Consider the following 12353-nt stretch of genomic DNA (forward strand, 5'->3'; position numbering starts at 1 on the left):
GATCGCGTAGTCGCCGCAGCCCGGGCACCAGCGCACCTCCTGGTCCGACTTGAAGTCCTTCATGGACTGCCGGGCCTCGGCCCTGGGCACGAGCGGGAGGAGTGTGCGCGGGGTGTCCCGGGTTCCTTCCGCCGTCGTCGTGTCAGCCATCGATGGTCTCCTTGAGGGCGGTGGCGAGCTGCTGCGCTGTGAACGGCATGCCGTTGACCTGGTTGTGGGAGTGGGCGTCGACCAGGTACTTCGCGCGGAGCAGGGCGGCGAGCTGGCCGAGGTTCATCTCGGGGACGACGACCTTGTCGTAGCGTGCGAGGACCTCGCCGAGGTTGCGCGGGAAGGGGTTGAGGTGGCGCAGGTGGGCCTGCGCGATCGGTGTGCCGGCGGCGCGCAGCTGCCGGACGGCCGCGGTGATCGGCCCGTATGTGGAGCCCCAGCCCAGGACGAGGGCGCCGGCTTTCGTGTCGGTGCCGGCGGTGGGGTCGTCGACGTCGAGGTCGGGGACGGCGATGCCGTCGATCTTGGCCTGGCGGGTGCGGACCATGAAGTCGTGGTTGGCCGGGTCGTAGGAGATGTTGCCGGTGCCGTCCTGTTTCTCGATGCCGCCGATGCGGTGCTCCAGGCCGGGGGTGCCGGGGATCGCCCAGGGGCGGGCCAGGGTGTGCGGGTCGCGCTTGTAGGGCCAGAAGACCTCGGTGCCGTCGGCCAGGGTGTGGTTGGCGGCCTGGGCGAACGGGGTGCGCAGGTCGGCGAGTTCGTCGGGGTGCGGGATGCGCCAGGGCTCGGAGCCGTTGGCGAGGTAGCCGTCCGAGAGGAGGAGGACGGGGGTGCGGTAGGTGAGGGCGATGCGGGCGGCGTCCAGTGCGGCGTCGAAGCAGTCGGCGGGGGTGCGGGGGGCCACGATCGGGACGGGGGCCTCGCCGTTGCGTCCGTACATCGCCTGGAGGAGGTCGGCCTGTTCGGTCCTGGTGGGCAGGCCGGTGGAGGGGCCGCCGCGCTGGATGTCGACGACGAGCAGGGGCAGTTCGAGGGAGACGGCGAGGCCGATGGTCTCCGACTTGAGCGCCACGCCCGGACCGGACGTCGTGGTGACGGCGAGCGACCCGCCGAAGGCGGCGCCCAGCGCCGCGCCGATCCCGGCGATCTCGTCCTCGGCCTGGAAGGTGCGCACGCCGAAGTTCTTGTGCTTCGACAGCTCGTGCAGGATGTCCGAGGCGGGCGTGATCGGGTACGAGCCCAGGTACAGGGGCAGGTCGGCCTGCCGGGAGGCGGCGATCAGGCCGTAGGACAGGGCGAGGTTGCCGGAGATGTTGCGGTAGGCGCCGGCCGGGAAGGCGGTCGTGGCGGGGGCGACCTCGTAGGAGACGGCGAAGTCCTCCGTGGTCTCGCCGAAGTTCCAGCCCGCGTCGAACGCCGCGAGGTTGGCGCGCATGATCTCGGGATTCTTCGCGAACTTGGCTCTCAGGAACGTCTTCGTGCCCTCGGTGGGCCGGTGGTACATCCATGACAGCAGGCCCAGCGCGAACATGTTCTTGCTGCGTTCGGCCTCCTTGCGGGAGAGGTCGAACGCGGTGAGGGCCTGGACCGTGAGGGTGGTGAGCGGCACCGGATGGGTGCGGTAGCCGTCCAGTGAGCCGTCCTCGAGGGGGGACGTCCCGTAGCCGGCTTTCGTGATCGCCCGGGGGGTGAACTCGTCGGTGTCGAGGATGACTTCGGCGCCGTGCGGGACGTCGGCGATGTTCGCCTTGAGTGCGGCCGGGTTCATCGCGACGAGGACGTCCGGTGCGTCGCCGGGGGTGAGGATGTCGTGGTCGGCGAAGTGCAGCTGGAAGGAGGAGACGCCCGGGAGGGTGCCGGCGGGGGCGCGGATCTCGGCCGGGAAGTTCGGCAGGGTGGACAGGTCGTTGCCGAACGAGGCCGTCTGCGAGGTGAAGCGGTCGCCGGTGAGCTGCATGCCGTCACCGGAGTCGCCGGCGAAGCGGATGACGACCCGGTGCAGACGCCGCACGTCCTTGTGCCGGGTCGCGGTGTGCGCGGCGGGTGCTTCGTCGCCAGTGGACATGGTCGTCTTCCCCTACGTGTCGTGGTCGCCGGTGGGGTGCGGGAGGCGCCGGCCTGGGCGGCGCGCCTCGGGCCGGGCGCGGTCAGGAGGCCCATGCTCCGGGGGCCCTGAAGCGGTCGGCCGGGTGGCGCCAGCGGGTGCGGGGGGTGCGGTCGGCGGGGCCCGCGTCGGGGTGCGGCTCCTGGCCCGCGCTCGCGGCGCCGGCGGTGTGTGCCCGGGCGGCGAGGGCGGCGGCGAGCGCCGCGACCTCCTCCAGGGTGGGGTTGCCGCGCAGGATCCGTACGCAGGCCTGGGTGAGCGCCTGGGCGGTGGCGGGCTCGCTCTCGTTCCTCCCGGCGTTCACAGGGGCAGGTTCCCGTGCTTGCGTCCCGGCAGCGGCACGTGTTTGGAGCGCAGCATGGACAGGGCGGTGATGAGTGTGGACCGGGTGTCGGCGGGGTCGATCACGTCGTCGACGAGGCCGCGTTCGGCCGCGTAGTAGGGGTGCATGAGCTCGGTCTCGTAGTCTTTGATCTTCTGTGCGCGCAGTGCGTCGGGGTCGTCGGCGGCGGCGATCTCCCGGCGGAAGATGACGTTGGCGGCGCCTTCGGCGCCCATCACGGCGATCTCGTTGGAGGGCCAGGCCAGCGCGATGTCGGCGCCGATCGAGCGGGAGTCCATCACGATGTACGCGCCGCCGTAGGCCTTGCGCAGGACGAGGGAGATGCGCGGCACGGTGGCGTTGCAGTAGGCGTAGAGGAGTTTGGCGCCGTGGCGGATGACTCCGCCGTGTTCCTGGTCGACGCCGGGCAGGAAGCCGGGCACGTCGACGAGGGTGACCAGCGGCACGCTGAAGGCGTCGCAGAACTGGACGAAGCGTGCGGCCTTCTCGGAGGCGTGGATGTCGAGGACGCCGGCGAGGGCGGCGGGCTGGTTGGCGACGATGCCGACGACCTGGCCGTCGAGGCGGGAGAACGCGCAGACCACGTTCGGCGCCCAGCCGGCGTGGACTTCGAAGTACTCGCCGTGGTCGACGACTTCGGCGATCACCTCGCGCATGTCGTAGGACTGGTTGGGCTGGGCGGGGACGAGGTCGAGGAGGCGTTCGCAGCGGCGGTCGGCGGGGTCGTCGGCGTCGGCCTGCGGGGGCAGTTCGCGGTTGTTCGACGGCAGGTAGGACAGCAGGTAGCGGACGTCCTCGAGGCAGCTCTCCTCGGTGTCGTAGGCGAAGCCGGCGACGCCGGAGACGGCTGCGTGGCTGTCCGCGCCGCCGAGCCGTTCCTGGGTGACGTGTTCGCCGGTGACGGCCTGCACCACGTCGGGTCCGGTGATGAACATCTGCGAGGTGCCGCGGACCATGAACACGAAGTCGGTGAGGGCGGGCGAGTAGGCGGCGCCTCCGGCGCAGGGGCCGAGGACCACGGAGATCTGGGGGATGACGCCGGAGTTGCGGACGTTGCGGGTGAAGATGCCGCCGTATCCGGCGAGGGCGGTGACGCCTTCCTGGATGCGGGCGCCGGCGCCGTCGCACAGGCCGACGACGGGGGCGCCGGCGGCCTCGGCGAGGTCCATCACCTTGTGGATCTTCGCCGCGTGGGCCTCGCCGAGGGCGCCGCCGAAGATGCGGAAGTCGTGGGCGTAGGCGAAGACGGTGCGGCCGTGGACCCGGCCCCAGCCGATCACCACGCCGTCGCTGTGCGGTTTCCTGAACTCCAGGCCGAACCCGGTGGCCCGGTGCCGGCGCAGTCCTTCGATCTCGACGAACGTTCCCTCGTCGAAGAGGAGCCGCAGGCGCTCGGGGGCGGTCAGTTTGCCTTTGGCGTGCTGTGCCCGGGTGGCCTGCTCGCTGGGTCCGCGGGCCGCCTGCTCGCGCAGGGCGACCAGTTCGGCGGTGCGCTCGCGCAGCGAGGTGGGGCGGGTCGTCGCGGGGTTCGGGGGCGCCTGCGCACCCCTCACCGGCCTTTCGTCGGTCATGCTCAATGGGAGGCCCCTCTTCGACACGGGTGCGCCGGCGTGTGCGGGTGGCGCGGCACCGAGCGTCGATCCGTCGCCTAAAGCCGGGGTTGTGCGAGCTCGCCGGCCGTGTGCGCGGCGGCCGGGGCGGGTGTGCGGGGGCGCCGGGCGTGCAGGAGGAGCAGGGCGGCGGCGGTGAGCGCGGCGGGGAGCAGGGTCATCGCGGCCAGGACGCCTGCCTGGGCGGTGGCGCTCTGCGGGGCCGCCTGCCCGGTGGTGGAGGGGGTGTAGCCGAACGGCTGGAGCGCGACGAGGGCGACGAGGAAGGGTCCGGCGGCGATGCCGAGGGCCTCGGCCGAGCTGAACAGGCCGGACAGTGCGCCGACGCGGTTGCGGCCGGTGCGGGCGCTGTCGTGGGCGGCGGTCTCGGCCAGCATGGCGTAGAGGAAGAGGAGCTGGCCGGCGTGGCCGGCGCCGACGAGGAGGAGCACGGCGGGGACGTACGGGGCGGGCAGGGCGGGTGCGGCGGTCAGCAGCAGGCAGCCGCCGGCGAAGAGGGCGCCGGCGGCTCGCAGTGCGGTGCGGTGTCCGCGGCGGGCGGCGAACCGGGTCCACAGGGGGACGACGAGCAGGTTGGGCGCGACGAACGCGGCGACGAGGACGGGGGTCAGGCCGGGGTCGTGCAGGATGTGCGCGGCGAAGTACGGTCCTGCGGCCAGGAGGCAGCCGGTGGCGGCCGTCTGCAGGGCCGTGGTGTGCAGCAGGGCGGCGAAGGCGGGGAGTTCGCGCAGCAGGGCGAGCCGGCGTGGGGCGGGTGCGCGGTGTGCCGTGCGGGGCGGGGCGGTGGGGGCGGCGGTCGGCGGGGAGGGGGGTTCGGCGGTGTGCGGGGCGGGTGGGGTCGTGGGGGGTGTGCGGGCGGCGCCGAAGGCGACGGCGAGGGCTCCGGCGGCCATGACGGCGGCGCCGAACAGGCCGGCCAGGCGGTGTCCGCCCAGGCTGCCGCCGCCCGCGTCGACGATCGCGGGGCCGGCCGAGCCGACGGTCAGGGCGGCCACGGCGATGCCGGCGACCCGGCCGCCGACGAGCCGGGTCCGCTCGCGCGCGCTGTCCGCGAGGTCGGCGGGGAGCGCGGCGTAGGCGGCCTGGAAGTAGGCGAAGGCCGTCGCGGTGAGGAGGAATCCGAGGCCCGTCCAGGCCACGCCCGCGGGGCCGTCGGCGACGCCTGCGAGCATCGCGGCGAATCCGGCCGCGGCGCCGAGGCCGCCGGTCAGGATGTGGCGTCGTCTGCTGCCCCGCGCCGCGTGGGTGCGGTCGCCGGCGCGTCCGGCGAGCGGGGTGAGCAGCACCGCCCACGCTTTGGGGACCAGGACGACGAGGCCGGCGAGGGCGGCGCCGACGCCGAGGGTGTCGGTGAGGTAGGGGAGCAGCAGGAGTCCTGGGAGCGTCGTGAACGCGCCAGTCACCAGGGCCCCGCTGGCGTAGCCGAATCGCAGCCGGACGCTGCTGGGGGTGGGCACTTTCACTCTCCGCGGGATAAGGAATCGGGCACGCAAGAACGCGACCGAGGGTGTGCGGGGGGCGGCGGGTGCGCCAGTCGGGGTTTCCCCGGAGAGGAACTCGGGGATCGCGGGCGCACGGGAGAGCGGGAAAGGTTCGGGGGAAAGCATGCCCGCATCTGTTCGTGTCTGTTCTCCCTTCACATGTCAAAGCATTCGGGTGAACTTCGCTGTGCGTGTCGCGGGGTCGTTCAGGGTTCTCCCTGACATTTCGGCGGGGCTCCGCGGCCGGGGCGGACTTTCTGCCAGGCAAGGTGTGGACAGCGGCCGCGACTTGGCCGGCTCCTGGCGGTGGGTCACTCTTTCCTGGCGGATATTCGCAGGGGAGGTCGTCGTGCCGGAAGCGGCGCCGGGGTGGGCAGCAGCCGTCCGGCCGGGGGGTGCGGTGTTCCTGCGGGACGCCGAACTCGGCCTGCTGCGTGGGTGGTTGGCCCTTGCCGGGGAGAGTGCTCAGGTCGTGCGGGTGAGCGGTGAGCCGGGGGCGGGCAAGTCCCATCTGCTGCGCCGGCTGATGCGCTCGGCCCGGCGGGAGGGCTGGACGGTCGCGGCGGGCCGGATTCCGCGCGGCGGCGGGAGGCGTCCGCTGGAGGTGGTCGTGGACGCGCTGGACGACGTCCTGGCCCGGGCGGACGGCTCGCTGTTCGAGGAGCTCGGCGCGGACGCCGCCGGGCGGCTGGCCGCGGTCTTCCCCGCTCTGCACGGGCCGGGGACCGCCGACGGGCCGCTCGACGAGCCACCCGAGGGGGTGGCCGAGAGGGTGGCCGAGGGGGTGGCCGACGACTACGGGCTGGTGCGGGCGCTGCGCGCCGCCGTCGCCCGGCTGGCGTCGGGCAGGGGCCTGTTGCTGGTCCTGGACGACGCGCACCGGGCCTGCGCGCTCACCGCGGACTTCCTCGAGTATCTGGTGCGCTGTCCGCCGGACGCGGCGGTGCTGACCGTCTTCGCGCACCGTGCGGGGCCCGCGGACCGGCATCTGACGGCCCTGTCCTACGAGGCCCCGAACCTGCACCATCTGCGTCTGGCGCCGCTGCCCGACGAGCGGATGCGGGCGCTGCTGCCCGCGGGGGCGGACCCGGTGGCGGCGGCGGTGGCGCTGCGGGACGCGGGCGGCCTGCCGGGACTGCTCGACGGCTCCGGCGTGGGCGCCGGTGCGCAGGCGGACGCGGGCGCGGGCGGGGCGTCCTGCGGGGCGGGCGGCGGCGTGTACGGGGCGCTCGAGGTGGCCACCGGCGTACCGCCGTCGGCCGGTGCGGCGCGGGGGCTCGATCTGCACTGCCTGTCGTCGCTGGGCTGGCGCACCGCGTGCGCCGCGGCCGTGGTGGGAGATGCGTTCCTGCCGTCGGTGGTCGCCGCGACGGCCCGGCTTCCCGAGGCGGACGTGCTGTGCGGTCTGGACGCGCTGCACGCCGAGGCACTGGTGGCGCCGGACGCGGACGGGCGGCGGTTTCGCTTCGTGCGGCCGGCCGTCAGGGCCCGGATCCACCATGCGTCGGGGGCGGGCTGGCGGCACGCGGCACGCCTGCGGGCGGTCGCGGCGCTGCGCGCGGCCGGGGAGACGCTCGCGCTGGCGGCGCATCTCGTCGACGCCGACGTCCTGACGGCGCAGGACGCGGCGGTGCTGGCCGAGGTGGCGCGGGAGACGCTGTGGCGTCAGCCGGACCGGGCCGCGCGGGCTCTGGCCCGGGCCGGCGCGGTGCTGGGCGATCCGGTGGCGGCGGCGCTGCTGCGGGCCCAGGCGCTGGTGCTGGCCGGGCGGTTCGGGGCGGCCGAGCGGCTGTACGCCGCGACGTGGGAGCGGCTGGCGGGCGGGGCGGACGAGGCCGTCGCGGACGCCGTGCGGTGGCGGGTGCGCGGGCTGCGCGGGCTCGGCGGGTACGCGCAGGCGCAGGCGCTGCTGGACGCGCGGGAGGGCGCCGAGGGGTGGGCGGGGCGGGCAGAACGGCTGGCGCTGGCCGTGGAGGGGGCTCGGCTCGGCGTGCCCGCCGAGGCGGGGGCCCTGGACCGGGCGGTGCGGGCGGCGTCCGGGGACGCCGGGGCGGGGCCGGGGCTCGCGGTGGCCGCGCTGCTCGGCGCCGCGCACGCGCTGGGCGGTGCGAGCGCCGCGGCGCGGGAGGCGGCCGATCGCGTGGAGCGGGCGCTGGACGCCGGCGCGGCGGGGACGGACCCGGGCGGGGGGCCCGCCGGGGGGGCGACGGGCGGCGCTGCTCAGGCCGCGCGGTGGGCCGACCGCCTGGAGGCCTGCCGGTGGCTGGGTGAGACGCAGCTGTGTCTGGGCATGCCCGGCCGGGCCGCCGTTCGATTCGAGCGGGCTCTGCGGGCGGCTCTTTTCCTCGGTCACGGGCACGCCATCGCCCCGCTGGCCGCCGGTCTCGCGCACGCCCGCAGGGAATGCGGGGACGAGGAATCCGCGCAATTCCTGGGCGAACTCGCGGCCGCCGTCTCGGCCGGCCACGGGAATTCATGGCTGCTTTCCTTCGCGAACGAAATCGCCGGGGAAAGGAAAGGCCCCTCCCCCGGGCGGGCCGAAAAGTCTCCGCTCGCAGCGGCGAGCGTCCGGGAGACGGAAATCGCTCATCTGGTCTCCGCCGGATACACGAACCAGCGCATTGCCGCCCGCCTCGGCATCAGCACGAAAACCGTCGAAACGCACATGAGTCGCATATTCAAGAAACTCGGAGTAAATTCTCGGGCAGAAGTCGCTCATGCGGTCGGCCGCAGCGGGAGCGGGCCGGGCGCGGGGTAGGCGGCCCGGGCCGGGCGGGGCGGCCGGATTCCGACGCCCCCGCGGGCCGGCGCCCGACACGGCGGCGCCCCGTCGCACGGCACAGGCGCCGTGCGGCGGGGCGGCATGAGCGGCTCGCGCGGGAGGGGGTTTCCGGGAGCCGGCCTCGGACTCCACCGTCTCCCCCGCTCCTAGTGACTGGCTAAAGCCATGCCGTGCGGGGTGTCGCGCACCGGACCGCGCCGGTCACGGGCAGGCGGAGCCCCACTGGTCGTCCTCCGCACATCGAGGTGCCCCCCTTCAGCACCACGATGAGAGGTGCGAGGCGGACCGACACATCCGGAGTTGACGCCTCCGCCAAACCTGAACCAAGACTTCCCAAAATCACAAACGACGCGCACACGGCCGCTGCCGTTTTGGCGAACATGCCCTTGTTCATCGTTGCCCCCTATTTACGCTTGGCTTCTTCACGCAGAAGACTGCCCTGTCGCTCCAGCCGCTTCCAAGCGATTCTCGATGACGTAAAGTTGCATGACAGCTTTTCTCTTTGCGTACGGGGGTGCGACAACGTAATGCACGAAGGTTCTCTTTCCGGGCCGAACTCCAACGAACTCGACGGCATATGCGCGACCGCTTACCAGAAGGCGGTCACCCTCGGGCGGTTCGACCGCGAGGAGATCGCCCGCACGCTGGGCACGTCGCTCGAGGTGGCCGTGCGGGTCGAGCAGACCCTGACCGAGTTCAGCCTGCTGCATCCGATGCCGGGCGAGCCCGAGACCCTCATGCCGGTCAGTCCCGAGGCCGCCGCGGCCGATCTGGTGGGGCCCACCGAGGCGCAGATCCATGAGCTGCAGCAGGCGGTCACCGACGTGCGCACCCGGATGCGCTCGCTGCAGCCCGCCTACTTCGAGAGCCGCCGGCGCCGCAACCAGGCCGAGGCGTTCGACGTGATCAGCGACATCCGGGTGCTGCAGGCCATGCTCGACGACTGGGGGGCGCGCTGCCGCACCGAGATCCTCACCGCGCAGCCCGGCGGCCCGCGCCCGCCCCGGTACCTGGAGAACGCGCGCCCGCTGACCCTGGCCCGGCTGGCGCGCGGCGTGCGGGTGCGCCATCTCTACCAGCACACCGTGCGCAGCGACCTGACCACCACGTCGTACATCCGCGCGGTGGCCGCGGCGGGCGCCGAGGTGCGCACCACGGACGAGCTGATCGACCGCATCATCATCTACGACCGTGAGGCGGTGTTCCTGCCCGAGCACGTCGAGGACCGTCCGCCGGGCGCCGTCGTCGTGCGCGAGCCGACGCTGGTGGCGTTCCTGTGCAAGGTGTACGAGCATCTGTGGGCCACCGGCACCGCGTTCACGCCGGGCGCCACGGCGCAGACCCCCGTCGCCGACGACCTGAAGCGGTCGATCATCAAGCTGATGGCGCAGGGCCACAAGGACGAGCTGGTCGCCCGCCGTCTGGGCATGTCGGTGCGCACCTGCCGCCGGTACATCTCGGAGATCATGGAGCAGGTGGAGTCCTCCAGCCGGTTCCAGGCGGGCGTCAACGTGGCGCTGGCGGGGCTGCTCGACGAGGGCGGGCCCGGCCTGCCGGCGGAGTAGGTGCCGCGCAGCAAGCTGTCAGCGGGCAGGGCTGGCCGGGCGTGGCCGAAACCGTGCACCCTCGACGCATCGTGTGCGAGCACGGTCCGTGCAGAAGGGGGAACGTATGGAGCGCGCGCCCGGCACAGGGCGGCAGCGGTCGGCGGCCGCCGTCCGTCATCTCGTCCACCTCCCGCGGTCCTGGCTGCATCCCGTCGCGGCGGCGCCGGACGTCGAGGAGGAGTTCGTCCTGGCCGGCGAGCTGGCCGACGGGCTCGGGCCGTTCGGCGAGCGGGCCGGCCGCCACCACGATCTGCGCTCGGCGGCCGAGATGGTCCGCGAGGCGGGCGAGTTCATCGGTCACACGCACTTCGGCGTGCCCGCGGCCCGCGTCGGCGTGTTCTACCGCTTCGACCTGCGCGCCGACGACGTCGCGCCCTGGCGGGTGCGGTCCGCGCCGGCCCCGTTGGACCTGCATCTGCGGGTGCGCCCCGACAAGGTGGTCGACGGCGTGCCCCGGGTCCTGGAGTTCGCCATCGCCCCGCGCATCGACGACGTGCCGTGCGGCAGCGGGAGTGCGAGCGTGGTGTTCCTGGCGCCGACGGTGCACCGCGCGCACCGGGAGCGCTCCGTGGCGGCGCTGGCCGCGGCGGCGGACGCCGCCGGCGACGGGCGGGGCGCGTCCGTCGGCCGCGTCGCCCCGGCCGACGTGGGACGCCCTCACGCCGGCGACGTCCTGCTGCACCGCCCGGCCACGCCGGGCCCGGGACAGCTGGCCGTGGACGTGGCGCTGCCGCCCGGTGGCGTGTCCGCGCACGCCCTGCTGCTGGAGGCGGTCCGCCAGACGGCGCTGCTGACCGCCTGGCGGGCGTTCGCCCTGAAGCCGGCGCACAGCACTCTCGCCGCCCTGCGCGTGCACTTTCGCGGCTACGCGGACCCGCAGCTGCCGATGCGCTGCACGGCGGTGTGGGGCCGGCTCGGCGAAGAGGGGCGGGACGACGCCCTTGGCCCACTGCTCGCGCAGGTGGGCGACGCGGGCGTCGAGGTCGAGGGGCTTGCCGAGGGTGACGCTCGGCGGGAAGAGCGGGTCGCCGCCGCGGTGCAGGAGCTCCGCTTCCGGGATGGACACCGAGCCCACCGACAGCAGCCGGGCGAAGCCGGGCCGCTTGGAGACCACGACGGCCGAACCGCCGTCGCCCAGCACGTAGTTGTCGCTGACGGACCAGCGGTCCACGTTCGGCGTGGAGAAGTTGTCGCCCGCGGTGACCAGGACGGCGGTGGAGCGCGGGTCGGCGGTCAGCAGGTTGGCGGCGAAGCGCAGCGAGGTCACCATGCCCAGGCAGCCGTGGCGCAGTTCGAGCGCGGGGACGGGCCGGTCGACGGTGTGGTGGAGGATGTAGTGGGGGGCCGACCAGATGTCGGGGCCCTGGTGGAAGACGGGCGTGTGGATGAGCGCGTCGATGTCGTCCGCGTCGTGCCGGGAGTGTTTGAGCGCGTCGCGCGCCGCGCTGACGGCCATGTCGGGTGCGGGCGTGTCGCCGGCGACGGCCACCGAGATCATGCCGGCGGACTCGCGCAGGGCAGCGTCGTACCACCCTCGCTCGACGGCCTCGTCGATCGTGACCCGCTCGGGGATGCACGTGCCGATGCCGGCCAGGTAGACGTTGTCCACTTTCATGGGGCGGCGCCCTCTTCTCGCAGAGCCAATGACGGTCGGGTCACGGTCGCAGGAGGGCCTTGCGCACGCCTTTCGCGGCGCTTGCAGGCGCGCGGGCGGATGGCATCATGACCGGCGTGGGACTCCGGGAGATCAAGAAACTCAAGGTCAAGCAGGCGATCCAGCGGGAGACGCTGCGCCTGTTCGAGGAGCGCGGGTACCGGGAGACGACGGTCGAGCAGATCGCGGCGGCGGCGGAGATCTCGACGACGACGTTCTACCGCTACTACCCGTCCAAGGAGGAGGTGATCCTTTCCGGGGTCCATGAGCGGGAGCCGGCGGCCGGCGGGCGGGAGCAGCCGCTGCACTTCGCGTCGGGGCTGCCGGCGGGCGTTTCGGTGGTGGAGGGGCTGCGGGCGATGCTGCGCGGGATCCAGCGCGGCGGCGCCCTGGAGCGGGACCGCGGCACGCTGGTGGCCCGGCTGCGGATGATCAACGACACGCCCGAGCTGCGCGCGCTGCACGCCCAGCGCACGCAGGAGGGGCTGCGGGAGCTGGCCCGTGTGCTGGCCGGGCCGTCCGGCGCGGATCCGGACGGCTACGAGATGCGGGTGCTGGCGGCGGCCGTCGGCGGGGCGGTCACCGAGACGCTGCGCTACTGGGTGGAACGCGACGGCGAGCCGGACATCGTCGAACTCCTCGACCGCACGCTGGAGTTGATGGCGCCCTCGCTGGAGCGCTGAGCCGCCCCCCGGCGGCCCCCCACACGGGTGCCGGGGAGCGGACGGGGCCAGGGGCGGGGGCGGGCGGGACGGGGGCGGGGCGGGTGCGGGGGCGGGGC

8 protein-coding genes and 1 pseudogene are annotated in these 12353 nt (G+C 74.1%); 3 read left to right on the forward strand and 6 right to left on the reverse strand.

Features of this window, described 5'->3' with window-relative positions:
* The 5 genes and pseudogenes from ACH4ZA_RS37890 to ACH4ZA_RS37910 form a co-directional block, all read right to left on the reverse strand.
* Window positions 1-150, reverse strand: a pseudogene (locus ACH4ZA_RS37890) (2-oxoacid:ferredoxin oxidoreductase subunit beta); the annotation flags it as partial.
* Window positions 143-2056, reverse strand: coding sequence for a 2-oxoacid:acceptor oxidoreductase subunit alpha (locus tag ACH4ZA_RS37895; protein WP_319282571.1), 1914 nt, complete (start codon window positions 2054-2056; stop codon window positions 143-145). The pseudogene ACH4ZA_RS37890 and the gene ACH4ZA_RS37895, both read right to left, overlap by 8 nt.
* Window positions 2057-2138: 82 nt before the next feature.
* The gene (locus tag ACH4ZA_RS37900; RefSeq protein ID WP_319282568.1) at window positions 2139-2399 is read right to left on the reverse strand and encodes an acyl-CoA carboxylase epsilon subunit; all 261 of its coding nucleotides are present in this window, start codon (window positions 2397-2399) and stop codon (window positions 2139-2141) included.
* Window positions 2396-4009: an acyl-CoA carboxylase subunit beta gene (locus ACH4ZA_RS37905; RefSeq protein WP_319282565.1), complete on the reverse strand. Its 1614-nt coding sequence runs from the start codon at window positions 4007-4009 to the stop codon at window positions 2396-2398. Before ACH4ZA_RS37905 ends, ACH4ZA_RS37900 begins: the two co-directional genes overlap by 4 nt.
* A gap of 77 nt (window positions 4010-4086) precedes the next feature.
* A complete protein-coding gene (locus tag ACH4ZA_RS37910) occupies window positions 4087-5505 on the reverse strand; it encodes an MFS transporter (protein WP_398433599.1) in 1419 nt (472 codons plus the stop codon).
* A 373-nt stretch (window positions 5506-5878) separates the two neighbouring features.
* Here ACH4ZA_RS37910 and ACH4ZA_RS37915 point away from each other — a divergent pair, with 373 nt between their 5' ends.
* Together ACH4ZA_RS37915 and ACH4ZA_RS37920 are read left to right on the forward strand one after the other, a co-directional pair.
* On the forward strand, window positions 5879-8287 hold the full coding sequence (locus ACH4ZA_RS37915) for an AAA family ATPase (RefSeq protein WP_398433600.1): 2409 nt from the start codon (window positions 5879-5881) through the stop codon (window positions 8285-8287).
* A 551-nt stretch (window positions 8288-8838) separates the two neighbouring features.
* Window positions 8839-9876 carry a hypothetical protein gene (locus tag ACH4ZA_RS37920; protein ID WP_319281995.1) on the forward strand — a complete coding sequence of 346 codons (1038 nt, stop codon included), beginning with the start codon at window positions 8839-8841 and terminating at the stop codon, window positions 9874-9876.
* Here ACH4ZA_RS37920 and ACH4ZA_RS37925 read toward each other — a convergent pair.
* On the reverse strand, window positions 9818-11533 hold the full coding sequence (locus ACH4ZA_RS37925; protein WP_398433601.1) for a hypothetical protein: 1716 nt from the start codon (window positions 11531-11533) through the stop codon (window positions 9818-9820). The genes ACH4ZA_RS37920 and ACH4ZA_RS37925 overlap by 59 nt on opposite strands.
* Before the next feature lie 107 nt (window positions 11534-11640).
* On the opposite strand from ACH4ZA_RS37925, the gene ACH4ZA_RS37930 reads away from it, so the two are divergent.
* On the forward strand, window positions 11641-12255 hold the full coding sequence (locus ACH4ZA_RS37930; protein ID WP_398433602.1) for a TetR/AcrR family transcriptional regulator: 615 nt from the start codon (window positions 11641-11643) through the stop codon (window positions 12253-12255).
* Window positions 12256-12353 lie beyond the last annotated feature (98 nt).

It is taken from the genome of Streptomyces sp. NPDC020597 (genome assembly GCF_044335095.1).
GTDB lineage: Bacteria > Actinomycetota > Actinomycetes > Streptomycetales > Streptomycetaceae > Streptomyces.

What these genes read in the sequence shown, in the direction of transcription:
- ACH4ZA_RS37925 (WP_398433601.1), bottom strand. Translation starts at nt 11,533, where the DNA reads ATGAAAGTGGACAACGTCTACCTGGCCGGCATCGGCACGTGCATCCCC.
- ACH4ZA_RS37905 (WP_319282565.1), bottom strand. Translation starts at nt 4,009, where the DNA reads ATGACCGACGAAAGGCCGGTGAGGGGTGCGCAGGCGCCCCCGAACCCC.
- ACH4ZA_RS37895 (WP_319282571.1), bottom strand. Translation starts at nt 2,056, where the DNA reads ATGTCCACTGGCGACGAAGCACCCGCCGCGCACACCGCGACCCGGCAC.
- ACH4ZA_RS37930 (WP_398433602.1), top strand. Translation starts at nt 11,641, where the DNA reads ATGACCGGCGTGGGACTCCGGGAGATCAAGAAACTCAAGGTCAAGCAG.
- ACH4ZA_RS37920 (WP_319281995.1), top strand. Translation starts at nt 8,839, where the DNA reads ATGCACGAAGGTTCTCTTTCCGGGCCGAACTCCAACGAACTCGACGGC.